16 protein-coding genes and 2 pseudogenes are annotated in these 20,927 nt (G+C 34.6%); 12 read left to right on the top strand and 6 right to left on the bottom strand.

Annotated elements, in window-relative coordinates:
• The first annotated feature begins 51 nt into the window (after positions 1–51).
• Positions 52–1,485 (top strand): BglG family transcription antiterminator, encoded by a 1,434-nt coding sequence (locus tag ACFO3P_RS15060; protein WP_379542504.1) that lies wholly within the window; start codon positions 52–54, stop codon positions 1,483–1,485.
• A gap of 136 nt (positions 1,486–1,621) precedes the next feature.
• Here ACFO3P_RS15060 and ACFO3P_RS22850 read toward each other — a convergent pair.
• The 3 genes and pseudogenes from ACFO3P_RS22850 to tnpA form a co-directional block, all read right to left on the bottom strand.
• Positions 1,622–2,057 (bottom strand): annotated as a pseudogene (locus tag ACFO3P_RS22850) (transposase); the annotation flags it as partial.
• Positions 2,058–2,276: 219 nt separating this feature from the next.
• Positions 2,277–2,512, bottom strand: a pseudogene (locus ACFO3P_RS15070) (IS66 family transposase); the annotation flags it as partial.
• Positions 2,488–2,748, bottom strand: coding sequence for an IS66 family insertion sequence element accessory protein TnpA (tnpA, locus tag ACFO3P_RS22855; protein ID WP_417629147.1), 261 nt, complete (start codon positions 2,746–2,748; stop codon positions 2,488–2,490). The gene tnpA and the pseudogene ACFO3P_RS15070, both read right to left, overlap by 25 nt.
• Positions 2,749–3,208: 460 nt before the next feature.
• On the opposite strand from tnpA, the gene ACFO3P_RS15075 reads away from it, so the two are divergent.
• The 5 genes from ACFO3P_RS15075 to ACFO3P_RS15095 all read left to right on the top strand — a co-directional run bounded on the left by ACFO3P_RS15075 (position 3,209) and on the right by ACFO3P_RS15095 (position 8,259).
• Complete coding sequence (locus ACFO3P_RS15075; RefSeq protein WP_332094456.1) at positions 3,209–4,501, top strand: ABC transporter substrate-binding protein; 1,293 nt, start codon at positions 3,209–3,211, stop codon at positions 4,499–4,501.
• A 78-nt stretch (positions 4,502–4,579) separates the two neighbouring features.
• A complete protein-coding gene (locus tag ACFO3P_RS15080) occupies positions 4,580–5,494 on the top strand; it encodes a carbohydrate ABC transporter permease (RefSeq protein ID WP_289585023.1) in 915 nt (304 codons plus the stop codon).
• Entirely contained in the window at positions 5,484–6,308 is an 825-nt protein-coding gene (locus tag ACFO3P_RS15085; protein ID WP_256705149.1) for a carbohydrate ABC transporter permease, read from the top strand. The genes ACFO3P_RS15080 and ACFO3P_RS15085 overlap by 11 nt, the downstream gene beginning before the upstream one ends.
• 14 nt (positions 6,309–6,322) lie before the next feature.
• The gene (locus tag ACFO3P_RS15090; protein ID WP_256705148.1) at positions 6,323–7,459 is read left to right on the top strand and encodes an ABC transporter ATP-binding protein; all 1,137 of its coding nucleotides are present in this window, start codon (positions 6,323–6,325) and stop codon (positions 7,457–7,459) included.
• On the top strand, positions 7,459–8,259 hold the full coding sequence (locus ACFO3P_RS15095) for a sugar phosphate isomerase/epimerase family protein (protein ID WP_289585025.1): 801 nt from the start codon (positions 7,459–7,461) through the stop codon (positions 8,257–8,259). Before ACFO3P_RS15090 ends, ACFO3P_RS15095 begins: the two co-directional genes overlap by 1 nt.
• A gap of 389 nt (positions 8,260–8,648) precedes the next feature.
• Here ACFO3P_RS15095 and ACFO3P_RS15100 read toward each other — a convergent pair whose 3' ends face one another.
• The 3 genes from ACFO3P_RS15100 to ACFO3P_RS15110 all read right to left on the bottom strand — a co-directional run bounded on the left by ACFO3P_RS15100 (position 8,649) and on the right by ACFO3P_RS15110 (position 11,024).
• On the bottom strand, positions 8,649–8,978 hold the full coding sequence (locus tag ACFO3P_RS15100; RefSeq protein WP_354005222.1) for a transposase domain-containing protein: 330 nt from the start codon (positions 8,976–8,978) through the stop codon (positions 8,649–8,651).
• A 20-nt stretch (positions 8,979–8,998) separates the two neighbouring features.
• On the bottom strand, positions 8,999–9,850 hold the full coding sequence (locus ACFO3P_RS15105) for a MurR/RpiR family transcriptional regulator (protein WP_379542505.1): 852 nt from the start codon (positions 9,848–9,850) through the stop codon (positions 8,999–9,001).
• Positions 9,851–9,968: 118 nt separating this feature from the next.
• Positions 9,969–11,024: an NAD/NADP octopine/nopaline dehydrogenase family protein gene (locus ACFO3P_RS15110; RefSeq protein ID WP_379542506.1), complete on the bottom strand. Its 1,056-nt coding sequence runs from the start codon at positions 11,022–11,024 to the stop codon at positions 9,969–9,971.
• 95 nt (positions 11,025–11,119) lie between these two features.
• On the opposite strand from ACFO3P_RS15110, the gene ACFO3P_RS15115 reads away from it, so the two are divergent.
• The 6 genes from ACFO3P_RS15115 to ACFO3P_RS15140 all read left to right on the top strand — a co-directional run bounded on the left by ACFO3P_RS15115 (position 11,120) and on the right by ACFO3P_RS15140 (position 20,799).
• On the top strand, positions 11,120–12,151 hold the full coding sequence (locus ACFO3P_RS15115) for an ornithine cyclodeaminase family protein (RefSeq protein ID WP_256705144.1): 1,032 nt from the start codon (positions 11,120–11,122) through the stop codon (positions 12,149–12,151).
• A gap of 42 nt (positions 12,152–12,193) precedes the next feature.
• A complete protein-coding gene (locus ACFO3P_RS15120; protein WP_256705143.1) occupies positions 12,194–13,606 on the top strand; it encodes a sodium/glutamate symporter in 1,413 nt (470 codons plus the stop codon).
• Between the two features lie 464 nt (positions 13,607–14,070).
• Complete coding sequence (locus ACFO3P_RS15125; RefSeq protein WP_256705142.1) at positions 14,071–16,125, top strand: hydantoinase/oxoprolinase family protein; 2,055 nt, start codon at positions 14,071–14,073, stop codon at positions 16,123–16,125.
• 4 nt (positions 16,126–16,129) lie between these two features.
• A complete protein-coding gene (locus ACFO3P_RS15130; protein WP_289585026.1) occupies positions 16,130–17,785 on the top strand; it encodes a hydantoinase B/oxoprolinase family protein in 1,656 nt (551 codons plus the stop codon).
• Positions 17,786–17,848: 63 nt separating this feature from the next.
• Positions 17,849–18,826: a TAXI family TRAP transporter solute-binding subunit gene (locus ACFO3P_RS15135; protein ID WP_289585027.1), complete on the top strand. Its 978-nt coding sequence runs from the start codon at positions 17,849–17,851 to the stop codon at positions 18,824–18,826.
• A gap of 116 nt (positions 18,827–18,942) precedes the next feature.
• Entirely contained in the window at positions 18,943–20,799 is a 1,857-nt protein-coding gene (locus ACFO3P_RS15140) for a TRAP transporter permease (protein ID WP_289585028.1), read from the top strand.
• The last annotated feature ends 128 nt before the right edge of the window (positions 20,800–20,927 follow it).

The raw sequence follows: 20,927 nt of genomic DNA on the forward strand, positions 1-20,927 counted from the left end.
TATCTTTCCTGAGCCAGAGCCTGGTCAGTAAGATGGGATAAGGATAAAATAATGGACCCACCTAATTTTTATAAAATTGGTGTCTTGACAATGGGGTCCACTTTAAACCTTAATATATTTATTAATCAGTACTCACTTAATAATATTGTCTTACATTTTGCAATCAGCATGGAGAGAATTCGGCAAGGATACATTTTAACAGAAAATGATCAAGACATCTTAAAAGATAATCTGGATAAACAAGAACTCACATTGACAAACGAAATAACGAAAGTTTTAGCTAGAAAGTATGATATTCATTTTCCAGAATCAGAGATATATAAATTAGCTTTACAATTTGTTGGATTATATGATAAGTCATTAATTGAAAACAATAATGAACAACAGGTAGAAACTTATGTTGATAGTACCATATTATCTGTACTAAAAGATGTACTGCGCAGAGCGGAAGATATATATTTAATTGACTTTGAGGATAATGATTTTATCAATAAGTTAGCCATACATTTACAAGGATTATTCTATAGATCACAGTTTCAAAAATTTAATAGAAATAGCAACTTGCTTGATATTAAAATCAGCTACCCAATTATTTATGATATATCAGTCTATATTGCTTCATTAATTCAGGAAAAAATTGATATTACATTTAATGAAGATGAGATTTCGTTCATTGCGCTTCATATAGGTTCTCTCCTTGAAAAAGAAAAAGCTATTGATAAGAATTATATTAGAGTATTATTGATTGCTAATGATTACCATGGTATAAGAGACCAAATAACAAAAAAAATAAAAAATCGTTTAGGGTCTTCTGTGCAAATTCAATCAGTCTCTGATTATAATGATAATCAATTCTTTCATTATGATTTATTAGTAACGACGGACAGGAAAGTGGCGACTACTTATGAAGGTTCTGTGTTTATTAAGCCATTTCTTACAGATAGAGATTTAATTAAAATTGAAAAACGAATTGATGTAAAGAAAAAACAACATCAGAAAGATTTAATAGATAAGCTTATAAAAAGATTCTTTAGTGAAAGCCTTTACTTTAATCAAATTGATCCTTCAGGGTTGATGGTTTCAGATATTATAAAACATATGAATCAAATGATGATAGCAGAAGGGTATGTTGATGAAAACTTTTTTTATAGTGTGCAGCGGAGAGAGAAAATGTCTCCAACAAGTTTTCCATCGGGAATTGCTGTGCCTCATTCCGTTGAGCTGGATGCACTAAAGAGCGGGATATCCATCTTAACATTACAGGAACCAATAGTATGGTCTGATCAAGAAATTAAAGTAGTTGCACTGGTTGCCATTAATAAAAAGGAATCAAAAAAGTTTAATAAATTTTTTGAGCTCTTTATTGAAATTGTATCCGAATCATACAATGTTGAACAACTAAGAAAATCGGAAAATTGTGATGAATTTATTACTAAACTCAAAATAATGGCGGATGAATTGATTGATAAGAACATTTTAATTTAAGAAATTAGGGCGAGGATAAAAATAAAACCAACTGTTATCGGGCAGCCTTTCCTTTAGTGTCAAATTAATATTATTTTAGTAGGGAGACTCTCCAATAAATGTTTAAATTATCTGTTCATGCACTACGTAAAACCTACGTGATTTTAAAACTTCCATATCTTTTTTTTGGATGCGATAAATATACGTTTGATTTGAGCTATCAGTTTTTGTTTGCATTTGGATTGATCGCTGACAAGGCGATCAATCCACTCATAATAGCCGCTCTTGGAAACACCTGACACATCTTCTTTACACGAAATTCGTGACGGTGTCGTTGGATAAATACATAGATTATTCCGGCTTATTGGCGAAGATGGACCATAGCCTTTTTTTAGAATAGCTACCATCTTTTCCAAATCACGAATTCGTTTATCTTTTTTTATCCAGCTTGATTATCAGGACTGCGATTCCTACAAAGCTGTTCTCTTGTACTCTTTATACTTCGTTACCCATTTTTACAGCGTCTATGGAACTAAAGCCAATTCTCTTGCGACTTCGGCTGCTTACCTTCGATGTTCCACTACCAGTTTCACTGCATATAATTACCATCCTAGTTCGATGAAAGCTGTAGAAGCAACCCCGATAGATGGTAAATACGCACTATTTAATAGAACTCGAATTGGATGGTTCATAATATCTGTCATCATTTGACACCGAACTCCCCAAAATGGATACGTCTGATAAAGAAAAAGTTAGCTCACCTCTTACCTTGGTCACCGACACTTCCTGAGGAATGTCGCATTCCCAATCCATCCGTTTTCCTCGGCTGTCTCTACAACACTATAGATAATGGCACTAGCTTTAGCTGCTTTAGCGGTATTGCTAAATAACCAGTTTTTTTGCGACCGATCACGAATGGTTTGATCAATCGCTCTCCCCGGTTGTTATCTATTTCGAGACGACCATCCTTCATAAATGCTTCTAAATGATCCCATTGGTTACGACAATATTTAATAGCCTGACTTAGGGCATTTTTAGGCAGTACACGTGCTGTTTGTCGCAAAGCCATATCCGTACCAGGGCGTACTTCGACAGAAAGAGTGTCAAAATAGATGAATACAGGCGCTGACTGGAGAGGATAAACGGAATCATTCCTCCATATGGACTGGTGTCCATTATTCTTTCATCATGTGTAGGCGCAACATCTTTTTCATACTTTCGAATCCAATAATACATTTGACTTGCTTTAATACCTTGTTCTCGACACCATGCGGCAACTTGCATTTCACTAGCTTTCTATGCTTCTTATCTTGTTTTCCATTTTATTCTTTTTTCTTTGTCATCGTATAACCTCTGAATTATTTTCTATGAAGATTATCTCATGCGTGATTTATAACTTATAGGTGGGAGGGATTTAACGCTTACTTTTAAATTAATTTAAAAGAAGATTAATAATTGTTTACAATACCTTTATTCCTTATTAATAATTGAACGTTACAATCAGTAGTGAAAATGAAATAAACAATCTGTGCAGCCAGTTGTGTAGTCTAAAAACATATAGATAGAGTTATTAATAGTATACATAATACATTTTGATTCGTTTTTAATGGCTAAGTGTTAATTAATTGGTGGGCAAATGGAGGGGATTTCTTGTTAATCTTTGTTAAAAATATGGTGCTTTAAGTCAAATAAGAACTTATCTCTTTTGGAAGGAATACAAAACAAAATGAACGGAGGAAAGTAAATGAAACGGTGGTTGCAGATAGCTTTATTTATCATTCTTATATCTTTCCTTACTGCATGTAATAGTGAAGCTGCAGGAAATGAAAGTAACGAAGATGGAAAAACAGTTATTGAGTATTGGCATGTTAACGCGGAAACACAAGGAGGACAAACTGTCGCAGAGCTTGTGGAAGAATTTAATGCCCAAAGTGATACTGTAGAGGTTGTCGCTAAATATAATCCGGATATGTATAAAGGCTTGATGCAGAATATGCAAGCTGAAGCTGCTGCAGGTAATTCTCCAGCTGTTGTACAAATCGGGTGGGCTTTTATGGATTATTTCTCTGAAAATTTCGAGTATACACCTCCGCAACATGTAATTGAGGAACATTTTCCAGATGACGCAACATTTTTGGAAGATCATTTCCTGCCAAATGTAATGGATCTTGCGAAGAATTCAGATGGAGAACAGGTTGGTATTCCTTATTCTCTCAGTACACCCGTTTTGTATATTAATAAAGATATGCTAAGAGAAGCAGGACTGGATGAAGATGGTCCACAGACATGGGAAGAGGTAAAGGAATTTTCTAAAGTGATTAAGGAGGAAACAGGAAATTACGGACTTTATTTTCAAGAACCTGCTGATAACTGGGCAACACAAGCCTTACTTGAAAGTAATGGGGCATCGTTTATTGAGGATGGCCAAGCAGCATTTGCATCCGAAGAAGGAATCGAAGCATATCAGTTCCTTACAGATATGATTGTAGAAGATGAGACGGCATTGCATATAGGCTGGGATCAGGGTGTGCAGAGCTTTATTGATGGGAGTGTAGCAATGACTTATACAACGATTGCGCAGCGCTCCAATATTCAGGATAATGCACAGTTTGATGTCGCAGCAGTAGAATCACCTGCATGGGAAGGAAAGGAAGTAAGGCTTCCTGCTGGAGGAGCGATGCTGGCTATTACTGCTCAAGAGGAAGAGGAACAAAAAGCTGCGTGGGAGTTTATGAGTTATCTATATAGCGTAGAAGCAATGGCTGAATGGACGAAAGGGACAGGCTATGTACCGCCACGCCATGATGTAGCGGAAGCAGAAAATGGGTTAAAAACTTATTTAGAAGAAAATGAAATGATGACTCCTGCAATCAATCAGATGGATGGGGTGGTTCCTTGGGCTTCTTTCCCTGGTAATGCTGGATTACAAGCAGAGCAAATGCTGCTTGACTTGCGGGAACAGCTATTAGAAGGGAGCATTTCTCCAGAAGAAGGATTGAAAACAACACAAGATGAAATCAATGCTTTACTGCCATAACTATGTAAAAGGGCTTCGGAAGAGGGGCAACCTTCTTCCGATTTCTTTAAAAACTGAAGTAAGTGGAGGAACAATAAAATGAGTTCGTTAACTGTGGCAAAGGGAAAACTGCATATTAACAGAGAGAATGCGTTTGGTTACTTATTGCTCATCCCTTCTATTATTATTTTTGCTGTTTTTACTTTTTGGCCATTTATCTACACCATATATTTAAGTTTTTTTGAATGGAATATGATTAGTCCCACTAAAGAGTTTGTTGGGTTAAAAAACTATACGGAAGTTCTTAGCGATCCAAGGACCTATCGTATCTTAGGAAATACGTTCCTCTACATTGTATTACTGTTAATCGTTAATTGCGTCATTCCATATATTTTTGCATTTGTGATTGATCTTGTACTGCGTAAATATAAAAACTTTTATAAAGGTGCCTTGTTTTTACCAGCATTTATTTCGCTTGTAGTAGGCTCTATTTTATTCACTTGGATATTAAATCCGGTTTCAGGTCCTGTAGCTATTTTATTTAACTGGTTTGGTTTGGAAATTCCTAATTGGACAAAGGCAGAAGGCTGGATCATTGTTGTGTTGAGTTTGATTACATCCTGGAAGGTTTTTGGATACAATTTCATCCTTTTATATGCATCCATTAATGGGATATCCAGAGAAATCATTGAAGCAGCAAGGATGGATAACGTTTCGCTCGTACGTATATTCTTCCAAATTATTTTGCCGATGAGTAGTGCAACAGGGATATATGTATTTATTATCACCATTGTTCAGAGCTTGCAATATGTGTTTACCCCCGTAAAAGTTATTTCACAAGGCGGTCCGGATTACGCGAGTTCTAATTTGATTTATCATGCTTACCATGAAGCTTTTGTTGTTTATCGTACAGGGCATTCAGCAGCTATATCTATTATTACCATGGCGTTATTTTTATTACTGCTGTTTCTTGAATTTAGATATGTAGAGCGGGGGATTTATTATGAAAATTAATCGGCGTGTAGAAAATGTTTGGCATATTATTTTCATAATAACGATCCTGATTATGATTTTACCAGTTATCTATGCGGTTGGGATGTCTTTTAAACCATTACAGGATGCGTATAATAACGTTCTAAATATCATTCCAATCCATGCCACTTTGGAAAATTATATAACGTTATTTGATACGTTGCCGATTTTTCAAATTACATGGAATACATTTGTAGTTGCTACAGTTGCTACCATTTTTAAATTAGTTACCGCCTTTTTAGCAGCGTATGCTTTTGTTTATTTTTCGTTTAAAGGAAAAGAGATCCTGTATTTTCTATTAATTGGTACCATTTTTATACCTTTTACCGTAACGATGATACCAAACTATCTAATCATTTCAAATTTAGGAATGCTTGATAATGTTTGGGGGGTTATTCTTCCACAGTTGGCAGATGCCGTGGGGATTTTCCTGATTCGCCAATCGATGAAAAATATTCCCCTTTCTCTGATTGAAGTATCGAGGCTGGATAATATGAGCCATGGAAGAATTATGAAAGATATTGTATTGCCGCTCGTGCGTCCAGCTGTCACTTCGGTAGGTATTTGGTTCTTTATTAGTACATGGAATGAGTTTGTATGGCCTGTGCTTATTTTAAAGACAACAGAAAATTTTACGTTGCCTTTAGCGTTGCAAATGTTCATTAGCTCTGAAGGTGGAACTAATTTCACCGTTGCAATGGCCGTATCCGTGATTACAATGATTATTCCACTTATTTTATATTTGTCATTCCAAAAGTATATTATTGGAACGTTTACGTCATCTGGTATTAAGTAATGGAGGGGAATGTAGTGAAGGAAATAAAATTTGAGAATGTAAGGAAGGTATATGGTGACACAGAAGTAGTAAAGGATTTGAATTTTACGGTGAGAGAAGGAGAACGATTAATCTTGCTCGGTCCTTCTGGATGCGGGAAGTCAACTATATTAAGAATGATTGCTGGGCTGGAAGAAATAACGTCAGGAAATTTATATATGAATGGACAAAGGGTAAACGATACGCCAAGTGGAAAACGAAATGTTTCAATGGTATTCCAAAATTACGCTTTATATCCGCATATGACCGTGAAACAGAATATTATGTATGCCTTGAAAGTCAAAAAGGTTGAAAAGAAAGAAATAAAACGGCGGCTTGATTTTGTACTGGAAATGCTCCAACTGAAAGGGTATGAAAATCGTTTGCCAAAACAGCTTTCAGGTGGGCAACGACAACGGGTAGCGCTGGCTCGTGCAACGGTGAATAGAAGTGATTTTTTCCTTCTGGATGAACCATTATCTAATTTAGATGCGCAGCTTCGGGTTTCTGCACGTAAGGAGCTGATGAAAATTCATGAAATGTTTGGCCAGACCATTGTTTATGTAACACATGATCAGATAGAAGCAACCACATTTGCTGATCGGATTGTGCTGATGTACAACGGGGAATTACAAATGATCGATACACCTGATAATGTATATCATCGGCCTGCTAATGTATTTACTGCTAAATTTATTGGTTCTCCACCAGCAAATATTTTGAATATAGAATATGACCATGGCGCAGTCAATATAGGGAGTCAATCTTTCTTACTAAATGAGATGTGGAAACAGTATGTGAACCAGACAGGAACGAATCAGCTACTATTCGGTATTCGACCAGAACATATTGAATTATCACCTGTATTTTCTCAAAAAGGAGTTCGGGGCCAAGTGAAATATATTGAAAATCAGGGGAATAACTATGGTGTATATATAAATGTGGAAGGACAGGAAATTATCGCAATGAGTGAGAGTAAGAATTGGACACAAGGCCAGAATGTATATGTTTGTCCTGTTATGGAGAAAATTCATTTCTTTGATAAAGACACGAAAAGAAATATTGGTTATCCCCAAGGGTTAGAAATGGAAGATGATAACACATATTCTAATGAGAGAAAGGTGAATGTATAATGAATAATCAAATCACATACTCCGATTTAATTTTATTGAATGAGGATATTCTAACAAACGCTCATGAATTGATTGATTGTGGGGCGGATAAGATTGAATTGATGATGGATGGACATGCTTGGAATGATATGGAAGATATTTTTGAAGTACTGGCAGAAGAATTAAGAAAACTTCCTGTCGATTTTAGTGTTCATCCTCCAGCGTGGGATATTAATTTAACAAGTGAAAATAAAGCTGTTAGAAAGACGGCATTTGATGAATATAAAAAAGCAATTGAATTTGCCGGAATGATTGGTGCGAAACATGTAGTGATTCATCCAGGGTTTTGCTTTTCTCCAGTTTTTGATAAAAAGCAGGCACAACAGCGATCTGCTGCATATATCAAACAATTATGTGATATTGCCAAACCTTTGGATGTGCATCTTGCTGTTGAAAATGTCGGTTATCAAGGGAGCGCTCTTTTTAGCGAAGAGGAATTTGGTCATTTTCTAGACGAGATAGATGATACAGCGGGCTATTTAATTGATATTGGACATGCCCAGTTGGATAATTGGAATATACCTAAAGTTATCCATACTGTAAAAGGTAGATTATTAGGGCTTCATATTCACGATAATTTTGGAGAAGCAGATGAACATCTCCCAATTGGAAAGGGAAAAATCAATTGGGATGACATTTTAGATGCTTTAAATGATATTCATCCAGACTGTGAATTGATTTTAGAATATGCACCAGGAACACCTTTAGAACATCTTCGTCATGGGAAGGCATTTTTGAAACAAAAACATATTGTAGGTTAAAAAGAAAACAGAATATAAAAGGCGAATGATAAACGAAGAAGGTATTATTATTCGCTTTTTTATATAAGCTAATAAGATGCTATTCTGTTACAGCTCTTGTTACTTATTGATATCATGATAACCCTAACAATGCCAATTTTGCCTCCGTATATTGATGAAAAACTTATGTTTAAAAGGAAGTTAAATGAAAATATTGGAATTTATGTAATTTGGTATACATCCCCTTTAATTTTACGGGGTATCCTGCATTGACAATGCCATCTGGAATGAAAGAAGATGACTTGTCAGTGGAATTTCAGATGATTGCGGTAAGCGGGAAATAATATGATGCAATGATAAATAGCCCTAAAAGGAGTAAACTTTTCGTAAAGAAGCTCCTTTTAAGGCTGTTATGCTCGTTTTATATGTTTGAAAAGTGGCTTCACTTTGGCTTGGATATAAGCACTCCACGGAAAATAGTTTTCCCATTGTTCCGAATGAAAAATATCAAGCTGAGGAAGTTCTGTAAATAAAACGGTTAAGTATTCAAATGGATTAATTCCATTTTCTTTAGCTGTTTGGATGATACAATACCCAATGGTGTTCGCTGGAGCTCCAGCCATCCTGGTAGAAAAATACCAGTTTTTGCGTCCGAAGGTGACGGCCCGAATGAAACGACCTGCGAGATTATTACTTATGAAAAGGCGTCCGTTTGTTAAAAAGCGTTGAAGAGATATCAACGCTAAGAAAAGTATTTTGTTTATTCTGTTATGCCAAATCGCTCATTAAATAATTTAGTGTCCTCAATATACTTCAATAATTCACTTTTATTATGTTCAGTAATTAAATAAATAAGTATATCAATGATAAAAACTGTCCCCAGATGTGAATTAGAATAAGAATAGGAATGGATACTAGTTAATAATAATAGGTCAGCATTTTGTCCAATATTATGGGAACGTGAATTTGTGATTGCAACTTGAGGAATTGCTTTTTCTTTTAGAAAGTCACTGTATAATCGCATTCTTTTAGAATATGAAGGAATAGAAATAAAGATTACTAAATCATCTTTTGTTAAACCTCGTATATAATCTAACGCTTCTACAGATTCTCCGTCTATAAGGTTGGACTTAGAAAATACTTCATTTAAATGAACATTTAACATAGAAGCTGGACCGTAAGAATTTTGTCTTGCTAGTATCAAAATCTTTTTTGCGTCTACTATTTTATTCATGAAATTAACAAATGTATCCAATGAATTTTTATTAAATACTTCGTCGATATTTTTAATTGATTTATTATATATCTTTAAAAGATCTTTATTATGATTTTTAAAATCTTCTTTGTCATTATTAATAATTTCATCTTTTGGATTTGCGAGTCTAGATTTAAGGATTACCTGTAATTCTTTCTGAAATTGGGGGAAGCCCGAATAGCCCAAATCCTGAGAAAATCGAACAACAACTGATTCACTAACGTCAGCACTTCTAGCAACTTTTGAAGCAGGCAAAAAAGCTGCCTCTAGCCAGTTATCCAGGATATAATATGCTACTCTTTTTTTCGCGCCACTTAAAGTATCTAAGGAATTTTGTATTTTCTCAAACAATGACATATTTCTCTCTCCAGTTAGTTTATGATTTTGAATTTCTTTTCTATTTAACCATATCATAATTTGAATAAGTATTGATTAATAAATTAAAATTATTCGATAGTTAAGATTAATAAATGCTTTATTTAGTAGGTGTGGTGTGTAAAGAATTTAATTTCATATGTTCTATTCGCCTTCCATTACAAATAAAGTCATAATTATATAACTTTGATGCTGTATTGACAATAGAATCGATTAAAGGGGTTTTTATGTTAGCTAACTTTGCAAGCTCCCTCATAGGTACCAAGCTCATTGGTATATCCTCCATAACATACCTTGAATGAATATCAGTTGGAGCAGAAATATCTTTATAACTGTTATTCAATTGAATTGCCTCATACAATGTTTTTCCGTTAACTTCGTAATTAAAGTTAACCCATTCTTTTGCAGATTGGATATCCAAGCCAAATCCTTGTGCTATAGTCAATCTCTCTTTATCAAGTGATTCCAATAATTTGGAAATTGATGGCGTGATACCTTCATGGTAATACTTAAAATTCTCTTTACATTCTATTCTTGTAAAATTAAATAAAAATGGCACAGGATGAAAAATAGCTCCTATATTGCTCAGACTAGTTGTTATAACGCTTTCGCTATTATGGAAATAAGGAAGATAATTATTTACCTGATCCGTTATTTTCTGGGACATGGATGTAGGGATTGAGGCAAGGCCTACACTTTTCTTTACTCCATGAATTTTTATTTCTGTTGGATTATCTTTTCTAGCAGCAAATAGCATTGTTTCTGCCTCAGCGATTATATTTTCTTTTCTTTTTGAAGTAAAAATATTTTTAAATTCTAATGCGCCTCCAGTCCTGCCGGGATGCAATACAACAATTTGATTCTCTATAATAGTTTCTGATAACTCTATTGCAATTGAATGATGGGCAAAAGCAGGAACTACAACAAATATAAAATTCATGTCAATAAGAGTTTCTTTTAGGTTATTTGATACGAAATTAAACCTAAGTTTTTTTGTTCTCCCATTTGAAATCATTGTTATCTCGTTATTGTTTTCTTGAATAGGATTGATAGCGCTATCAAATTTATCATATAAATTAACTTTTATACCCCTTTCAATTAATTTTGCACCAAAAGCAAGACCGCCATTTCCAGCCCCTATAATGAGAACTCCCATTCTTCTTTTCCTCCTTTGCAAAAATTATTGTTGCTTAGCAAGAATAATTGTGATAATTTAAATTATATATTAATTCTGAAAAGGAGGAAAGTATTTTGAAAACAAATTTATTAATTTTAAACCAAGAAGAAGTTAAAAGAAGTGGTGGTGAGGACATATCTCTTGCTATTAAAACGATGGAAGAAGTTTTTTCATTGCATCAAAAAGGAGAGTATGTACTACCAAATAAAAATGTATTGCGTTGGGGGGATATAGAAACGGAGACTACAAGAGGCAGAATAAATTCAATGCCAGCAGCAATCGAAGGAGATTTTAATTCAGTAGGTATAAAATGGATTTCCAGTTCGCCAACAAATCCTGATAAATATGGGTTGCCAAGAGCATCTGGGATTATAATATTAAATGATTATGAGACATTATTTCCTAAGGCAATTATGGATGGAATGTTGCTAAGTGCAATGAGGACTGGAGCAAATTCAGGGGTAGCCGCTAAACATTTAGCAAAGAAAAATTCTAAAGTATTAGGTTTAATTGGAGCTGGGGCGCAAAATAAAACACAGCTTTTAGCAATGAAACATGTTTTAGAAGATTTATCTGAAGTAAAAATAAATGACTTAAATATTGAACGTGCAAAGCAATTTGCAGAGGAAATGAGTGAAAAAACTAATTTACCAATAACTGTAGTTAATACAGCTGAAGAAGCTGTTAGAGGATCAGATGTATTTATAACAGCTACTGTTTCAAAGGTTCCGATAGTGAAATATGAATGGATTGAAAAAGGAGCATTATATTTACATGTAGGAAGTCATGAATGTGAATTTGAAGTTATAGATAAAGCAGATAAGATTGTTGTAGATGATTGGGAAGAACTTAAGCATCGAGGAGTAGAATCTATTTCTATTATGTATGCAGAAGGAAAGTTTGAAGAAAATAAAATACATGCTCAACTGGGTGAGGTGGTTAATGCCGTAAAATCATCAAGGACAAGTGATGAGGAATTTATTTATTTTAATAGTGTTGGAATGGGTATTCAGGATGTAGCGTTAGCATCTGTGATTTATGAGAAAGCAATACAAGAAAATATAGGTACTAATTTTGATATGTGGGGAAACCCTACTTTGGTGTGAATTTGTAAGGGTTTACATTAGTTGTGAGAGGGAGGGAAAAGGATGATACCAACAGAAGCTATAACGTCAGAAAATCTTAATAGCTTATTATTTTATTTTACAGTTATGGGGCTGCTATTAGTATTAGCTATATTCGTAAGATTAAAGATAAAAATATTTAAAAAGTATTTTATTCCAGCATCATTAATAGCAGGGATTTTGGGTTTGTTTTTAGGTCCTTACGGTGCTAAATTGTTTTCGGAAGAAATGGTTAGCACATGGGGAGCATTAGCAGGAATATTGATATCAGTTGTTTTTGCTCCAATGCTTATTGGAATGAAAAAAGAGAAACAAGATGGTACAGGGAAATTGGTTGCAAGACATTTAATATATAGCTATACGGGTAGTTTATTACAAATATCCATCCCATTGATAGTAGCTTCATTAATTTTAATTCCATTATTTGATTTAAATGAAATGTTTGCTTCGATAATTGAAGTAGGATGGGCTGGCGGTCATGGAACAGCAGCCGGTATGATTGAAGTATATAATGATCTGGGATGGACTGATGGAGCATCATTAGGCGTTACGGCGGCTACTTTTGGAATCATAATAGGTATAATTTCGGGAGTAATAATGATAAACCATGGTGTAAGAAAAGGATACACTTCGATTATAAAAAAATCGGAAGAATTGAGTGGAAGTAACGACAGTGATGTAATACCAATAAAAGCTCAAAAGTCAAACTCTGTAAATACTTTAAACCCGGATTTAGTAGAGAGTTTTGCTTTTCATGCAGGTCTTATTTCAATTGCAATTCTTATTGGATGGTTTATCCAACAAACAATTGCCTTATATATTCCTGGTATACCTCTTTTCCCTCTTGCAATGATTGGAGGACTTATAGTTAATTTAGTTATTTCAAAAACGAAGTATGTCGATATGATAGACGTTAATACCCTGAATAGAATTCAGGGTATCGCATTAGATTTTTTAGTGTTAGGAGCAGTAGCTTCCATTCAAATTCCAATTGTATTAGAGTTTGCTGTGCCGTTAGCAATTATAACAATTATAACGGTGGCTGTTATGATTTGGTACTTTTATTTTCTTGGAAAAAGATTTTTTCCTAAAGATTGGTTTGAAAATTCGATAGTACATTATGGAGCATATTCCGGAGTGACAGCTATTGGTTTAATGTTATTAAGAACCGTAGACCCAGAAATGAAAACGGATGCTGCTAAAGGTTTTGCATTAAGAGCTCCATTTTATAGTCCGATCTTAGGCGGGGGATTAATAACTTCTATCATTCCAGTGCTCATGTTAAATAGCAGCTCATTAATAATAGGGGTATCGGCTTTAGGTATATTAGTATTGTTACTTGTTGTGAGTAAATTATTTGGATTATTTGAAAAACCTCAATCTCCTCAATCTAATGAGGAAAAAGTATCTTCTCAATCAAAGAGAGATATTGTCTAACTATATAACTGATATAGGGCGTGAATGGATATGGTATAAGCTATAGAGATGAAAATATTTAAGTATACGCGCGTTTACTTTACAAGATAATCTTTTAAGATAATAAGTTAGTAGTTTGGGGCTAGAAAGTACGGTGAAGGAACAGTGATATAAAGAATCATTTTACACAATAGCAACATTTTGTGTTGTTAAGCAATATATATTGTTGTATTATGGACTGTAACATATTAACTCAATGAAGTTGGGGAGTACAAACAGCAATGTGTTTATCTATATAGGCAGCGTTGGTTAAGGAATTTAAGATGTAATCAACTCTTATATATCACTAAGCTAAAGAGACAAATAGAAGCCAAAAAGGGAACCTACTAGAAAAACTTATTATTAATTAACGTAAATCTGGTTGTTTTTAAAAAAATATATTGTTAGCGTTTACAATTGATGAGTATAAAAGAGGAGGAAGAATTTTGGGATATAGAATAGGAATAGATGTAGGGGGAACTTTTACTGATGTTTGTATTTTTGATGAACAGTCTGGAAAAATATTAATCTATAAGCTATCTTCTACAAATAAAGACCCCTCTACGGCTATTATAGATGGCATTAATACAATTATGGAAGAAAACAATTTATTAAAAAGTGATATTAATTATCTTGTTCATGGAACAACAGTAGGGACGAATGCTGCGATTCAAAGGACAGGTGCTAAAACTGGTTTATTAACTACATCAGGCTTTCGAGACATCGTAGAAATTGCTCGACAAACGCGACCATCTTTATATGATTTGACAGAAGATAAACCAGAACAGCTTATTAAAAGAAGGCTCCGGAAAGAAGTGGATGAGAGAATACTGCATGATGGAAGTATTTATAAAAAAATTGATGTCGAGGAAGCTAAAAAACCTGTGACTGAGCTAATAGAAGAGGGTATAGAGTCTATCGCGGTTTGTTTTTTACATTCTTATATAAACCCTGAACATGAAAAAGTTATTAAAAATATTATCAATGAAACGTACCCCAATGTATTTGTGTCAATATCTAGCGAAGTATTACCCGAGTATAGAGAGTATGAACGTTTAAGCACAACCATTCTTAACAGTTATATAGGTCCAGTTGTTAGTGATTATATTAATAGATTTGAAAATAATTTAAAAAATAATGGGATAGATGTAAATCCTTATATTAGTCAATCAAGTGGTGGAACGATGTCTACTTCCACAACGAAAAAAAATCCGGTACGTACTGCTTTATCAGGTCCTAGTGCTGGGGTTTCTGGCGCTATTTATGTCTCCGAGTTAGCTGGTTTTGAAAATATTATTACATTAGATATGGGAGGGACAAGTACCGATGTTTGTTTGATTCAAGATTTAAAGGCTAATAGTGCTACTGGCAAAAAAGTGGCTGGTTTTCCAGTAAACTTACCTATGATAGATATTCATGCGGTAGGTGCAGGAGGCGGAAGTATTGCTTGGATTGATAGTGGTGGAGTACTTAAAGTTGGTCCACACAGCGCCGGGGCTGAGCCAGGTCCTGTAAGTTATGGATTGGGTGGTGAAGAGCCTACAGTAACTGACGCAAATATACTATTGAGAAGATTAAATCCTAAAGAAATATTAGGCGGGAAAATGAAGGTCGACTCAGCAGGAGCTCATCAAGCTGTAGATAATAAATTAGCCAAACCGCTAAATATGGAAAATAATGAGGTTGCTCAAGGAATAATTAAAGTAATTAATTCAAATATCATGAGGGCTGTTCGTGTTGTTTCAGTTGAACGTGGACATAATCCTAGAGACTTTACGTTGGTGGCATATGGCGGGGCTGGGCCATTACATGCGGTTGATGTTGCAAGAGAGCTCGGTATGAAAACAGTTTTAATACCAGAAAGTCCCGGGATTTTATGCGCTCTCGGATTATTAGTGGCAGATTTAAAAATGGATTATGTACAAACAAAAATAATGATGGCTGATTCAACCAACTTAAATGATATTCAAATAGAATTAAAAAAACTAGATAGTAAAGCCGGTAAATGGTTTGAAAAAGAAAACATTGAAGAAAGCCATAGAATTGTTAACCGTTCATTAAACATGCGTTATAAAGGACAGAATTATGAATTATCGGTTCAACTTACAGGTGAACTCGAGAACGAAGCTCAACTTAATCAAATAATTGATCGTTTTCATAAGACCCATGAAAAAAGATATGGTTATGCAAATTATAAGGAAGAAGTTCAAATCGTAAATTTTCGAACGGTCGTTTCAGCTGAAAAAAAGAAAGTCTCTTTGAAAAAATATAAAACGGATTCAGAGTCAGGAAAGGGCATAGTAGACAAAAGGAATGTTTATTTTGAGGAGTGCGATGGATATGTAGAAACAAATATATATGACCGAAATTTAATTGGTGTTGGTGAAGAAATACAAGGGCCATGTATTATTGAACAGCTTGATTCAACGATTGTTGTTCCACCCAATGTCACTGCCAAAATGGATGAATATAGAAATATTATTCTAAATATAGGAGGTTAGAAGATTGGGTAAAAAAACTATAGATCCGATTATGATTGAAGTATTAAGTAATGCTTTACTTTCCGTCGCAGAAGAAATGGGGGTTACATTAGTAAAAACATCGTATTCTACTAATATTAAAGAGAGGAAAGATTCCTCTACAGCTATTTTTAATGAAAAAGGTGAAACTATTGCCCAGGCTGCAGCAATACCTATTCATCTTGGCTCTATGCTGGGCATTTGTAAAGAAATTCTAAAGAAATTTGATTTGGAGGATATTCATCCTGGAGATATGTTTATTGCAAACGATCCATATAATGGCGGGGGCACTCATCTTCCGGATATAACTATCGCAGAGCCTGTATTTAGTAATGGTAAGATAATAGCCTTTGTCGCTAATATAGCGCATCATTCTGACGTTGGAGGAATGGTTGCTGGAAGCTCTTCTGGTAATTGTACAAGCATTTTCCAAGAAGGTATTCGTATTCCGCCAGTTAAGTTAATTGAGAGAGGAGAGTTATCCCAATCTATTATTGATATGATTTTACTAAATTGCAGGACCCCCAAAGAAAGACTTGGAGATATAAAAGCTCAAATTGCTTCTAACAAATTAGGGAGTAAGAGAGTTAATGAACTTGTAACTAGATATGGGTTGGATGAATACCAAAGTAGTTTAGATGAATTATTATTATACACGGAAAGAAAGGTAAAAGAAGGTATTAAGAAAATACCTAATGGAACATATGAATTTATAGATTATTTAGATGACGATGGGATAAATTTAAATACTAAGATTCCTATTAAAGTTAGAATTATTGTCGATAATGAATTCATTCATTTGGATTTTACAGGAACAAGCAAACAGGTCACAGGAGGAATTAATGTTGTATATACAGCGTTATTAGCTACTATTTACTATGCGTTAAAAGTAGTGATTGATCCAACTATTCCTTCAAATTCAGGATATTATGGAGCAATAAAAGTTACAGCTCCGGAAGGAACAATCGTTAACGCTGTTTCACCTGCCCCTGTTGGGGGAAGAACAGATGCTTGTCAAAGAATTGTTGATGTTATCTTTGGAGCTCTCTCCGAAGCGGTGCCTGAGAAAGTTGTAGCTGGTTGTAATAGTGCTGTTACAACAGTTTTATTTTCAGGATATGATAATGAAAGAGATAAATATTTTGTTTATCCAGAGTCAATAGGAGGAGGGTTAGGAGCGAGGCATAATAAAGATGGTTTAGATGGAGTACACGTGCATGTTACGAATTCATCTAATCTTCCTATAGAATCTATGGAAATGGAATATCCTTTACTTCTTGATAAATTTGAATTACGAAACGATTCAGGTGGCGCAGGTAAATTTAGAGGGGGTCTTGGAATTAGAAGGGACTATAAAGTACTGAATGATGTTGAATTTGCCACTCATGGTGATAGGCAAGCCATTCCTCCCTGGGGGCTATTTGGAGGCAGAGAAGGGCAATGTGGAGAGTTTGTTATTAACCCAGATACTAAAAACGAGAAGAAATTAGAAACTGGCAAGGTTTCTGATGTCTCTTTAAAATCTGGAGATATTTTGAGTGTACGAACTCCAGGTTCTGGCGGTTATGGAAATCCGGAAGAAAGGGATAAGGAATTGCAGGCAGAAGATGCTTTAGAGGGGAAAGTCACTAATGATGTTTAGAAAATTGTTAATATGCAGATAACCCTAATAAAAACTACTTTAAATCAATTTGGAGGTAAGTGAATGAAGCGGATAATTTTATTAATTATTACTATATCCTTAACCCTAATTGTTGCTAGCTGTTCTAATGATTCTGAAGGTTCTTCAGGTATGTCAAATAATTTATCGATTGCTGCGGGTACAATAGGGGGAGGCTTTCATTCTGGTGCAACTGCTGTCTCTAGTGTTATTAATGATAATATCGAAGGAGTTCAGGCAAATGTCGAGGTCACTGGGTCATCTGTAAATAATGTTGAACTTTTACAAGCTGGTGAAGTAGACCTTGCTTTTTCTTCAACCGAAGTTGCATGGGAGGCTTATCATGGTAAATTTACCTTTGAAGGAAATTCTCATGAAAAATTAAGAACTCTTTTGCCCGGATGGCCGGGGGTATGGATGTTTGTCACTTTGGAAGGAAACGGAATTGATTCTATACATGATTTGAATGGAAAAAGTTATAGTTCTGGTCCAAAAGGGAGTGGTAATGAAGTATTCGCAAGTAGGGTATTTAATACCTTTGGGATTAAACCAGATATACAAAACTTACCGACCTCTGATGCAGCGGATGCTTTAAAGGATGGTCTTATAGATGGTTTTTCAATAGCATGGCCTTCAGAAGCAATTACTGAATTAGAAACTAGTGAAGAGGTGAAGATTGTTACTTTATCTGAGGAAGAAAATGAAGCATTTTTAGAGGAAAATCCCCCTTATCCTATTTTATCTATTCCTCCAGATGTTTATAATGCAGTACCTGATGGTAGAGAGGCGCTTGGATTATACAACTTATTGCTAGTTAGTCAAGATATATCTGAAGAGCAAGTATATAATCTTCTAGAAACTATCTATGAAAATGAGTCACAAATTGAGCAAACATGGCCACAGATGGCAAGTGGTATGTTATATGAAAACGTAGAAGAAACTACAATTCCATATCATCCTGGAGCAGTTAAGTACTTTGAAGACCAAGGCATAGAAATTCCTGAAGACTTGAAACCGGAATAAATAAAAGATAAGTAAAAGGTTCCTCTCTTTTAGAAGGAGGAACCTTAATATAATTTGATTAAAGTATTATAAGGGGTATTTTACTACTAAAATATGTGAACAGGTGGTGAAAGAGCTTGAATTTTATAATTAAGGTAATAGGAATTTCCTTGCCAATTTTAATTGTGTGGTCATTAAATTTTAATCCTTTATCGCCAAGTCTTTTCCGATCATTAATTATCCTTTTGTCTGCTGTATTAATTTTTGGAATATTTAAATCTAAATATCGTTGGCTTGATATTTCTTTAATGATAATATCAGTTGTTACTTTTTGCTATGCTATTCAAGAAGTCGAGGGAATATTAGGAAGGGGAGGAATTCATACAACAACTTTAGATTTAATATTTGGAACATTAGCTATTTTGTTAGTTTTGGAGATAACCCGCAGAACGGTAGGAATCGCTCTTCCGATAGTAACAATAGCATTTCTTTTATATGCTTTATTTGGTGAATTCATACCGGGAAATCTAGGTCATGGTGGATATTCTTATAACAGAATCATTACTACTCTGTTTACTTATGATGGTATGTTCGGTACCCCAATCGCAGTAACGGTAACATTTGTGGCGATGTTTATCGTATTTGCAGCAATTTTAAATTTAACCGGTGTAGGAGATGTATTCTTAAATCTGTCCAAATCTGTAGCTGGCAGTTATCGAGGAGGACCAGCAAAAATGGCAACAATTGCTAGCGGTTTGTTTGGAAGTATATCCGGAAGTGCAGTTGCAAATGTAGCAGCAACTGGATCTCTAACAATTCCTATGATGAAAAGATTGGGTTATAGTAAGACATATTCAGGTGCAATAGAAGCAGCAGCATCAACTGGTGGTCAATTTATGCCACCTGTAATGGCAGCAGGCGCCTTTCTTATGGCGGAAATTTTAGGTGTTCCGTATTTAGAGGTAATGTATGCGGCCTTGATTCCATCGATTATATTTTTTGTTACTATTTGGTTTTCTATAGATTTTCGTTCCGCTAAGCTAGGATTGAAAGGGCTGTCTAAAGATGAAATTCCGAGTTGGAGAAAACTTTTAATAAATAGCGGTTATCTATTAACTCCGCTTGTTATTTTAATAATTATGTTGGTAGTCTTTCAGTATTCACCAATTAAAGCAGCATTTTATTCCTTAATCAGTTCAATAATTTTAAGTTTTATTAAGAAGGAGACAAGACCTAACTTAAAAACTTTAGGTAATTCTCTTTTTGAAGCTTCAAAAGGACTTATTAGTATCGTTGCTCCGGTAGCTGCAGCCGGATTAGTGATTGGGGTCATAGGTTTAACAGGACTAGGTGGCAAAGTTGCGAGTTTGGTTATTGGTATGTCTGGCGGGAGTATTTTGCTGGCTCTTGTATTATCAATGATTACAGCCATCATTTTTGGTATGGGATTACCTACTACCGTATCCTATTTATTAGTAGTATCCATTCTAGCACCTGTTTTATCAGAATTAGGAGTAATTCCAATAGCAGCTCACTTGTTTATCTTTTATTTTGCTAGTTTATCTGGAATTACTCCACCAGTAGGATTAGCAGCATTTACTGGAGCAAATATTGCTGGATCACCTCCTATTAGAACAGCGTTTATGGCTAGTAGATTGGCTATTGCTGCATTCATACTGCCGTTCCTGTTCGTATTTAATAATTCATTACTGATGATGGGGAACTGGTTTGATATTATACTTAGTGCTATTACTGCAATCATTTCAGTAATGGCTTTAGCGGCAGCTTTAGAAGGTTGGTTTATAACTAACCTCAACGTATGGGAGAGAATTTTTTTACTAATAATTGCACTTTTGCTTATTTACCCATCTTATGTAACAGATATTTTAGGGGTCCTTGCGATCTTAGGAGTGTTTTTATATAAGAAGAATCATAATAAACAAAAGAAGGAAGATATTGGTGAGATAGATGATTCTTATTCTGTGAATAAATAAGATAGAATATTATAATTTGGGGATAAGCTATAGTTAATAGTTTCGCTTCAACGATAAATATTTTCTTTAAGGAGCTTAATTAACTGTAAATGGAAATAAGTATGAAAAAACCAATCTTAGATACTAGG

Origin of the sequence: Oceanobacillus aidingensis (genome assembly GCF_042654105.1) — a bacterium.
Taxonomy (GTDB): Bacteria; Bacillota; Bacilli; order Bacillales; family Amphibacillaceae; genus Oceanobacillus; species Oceanobacillus oncorhynchi.

What these genes read in the sequence shown, in the direction of transcription:
- ACFO3P_RS15060 (WP_379542504.1), top strand. Translation starts at nt 52, where the DNA reads ATGGACCCACCTAATTTTTATAAAATTGGTGTCTTGACAATGGGGTCC.
- tnpA (WP_417629147.1), bottom strand. Translation starts at nt 2,748, where the DNA reads ATGCAAGTTGCCGCATGGTGTCGAGAACAAGGTATTAAAGCAAGTCAA.
- ACFO3P_RS15075 (WP_332094456.1), top strand. Translation starts at nt 3,209, where the DNA reads ATGAAACGGTGGTTGCAGATAGCTTTATTTATCATTCTTATATCTTTC.
- ACFO3P_RS15080 (WP_289585023.1), top strand. Translation starts at nt 4,580, where the DNA reads ATGAGTTCGTTAACTGTGGCAAAGGGAAAACTGCATATTAACAGAGAG.
- ACFO3P_RS15085 (WP_256705149.1), top strand. Translation starts at nt 5,484, where the DNA reads ATGAAAATTAATCGGCGTGTAGAAAATGTTTGGCATATTATTTTCATA.
- ACFO3P_RS15095 (WP_289585025.1), top strand. Translation starts at nt 7,459, where the DNA reads ATGAATAATCAAATCACATACTCCGATTTAATTTTATTGAATGAGGAT.
- ACFO3P_RS15105 (WP_379542505.1), bottom strand. Translation starts at nt 9,850, where the DNA reads ATGTCATTGTTTGAGAAAATACAAAATTCCTTAGATACTTTAAGTGGC.
- ACFO3P_RS15110 (WP_379542506.1), bottom strand. Translation starts at nt 11,024, where the DNA reads ATGGGAGTTCTCATTATAGGGGCTGGAAATGGCGGTCTTGCTTTTGGT.
- ACFO3P_RS15120 (WP_256705143.1), top strand. Translation starts at nt 12,194, where the DNA reads ATGATACCAACAGAAGCTATAACGTCAGAAAATCTTAATAGCTTATTA.
- ACFO3P_RS15135 (WP_289585027.1), top strand. Translation starts at nt 17,849, where the DNA reads ATGAAGCGGATAATTTTATTAATTATTACTATATCCTTAACCCTAATT.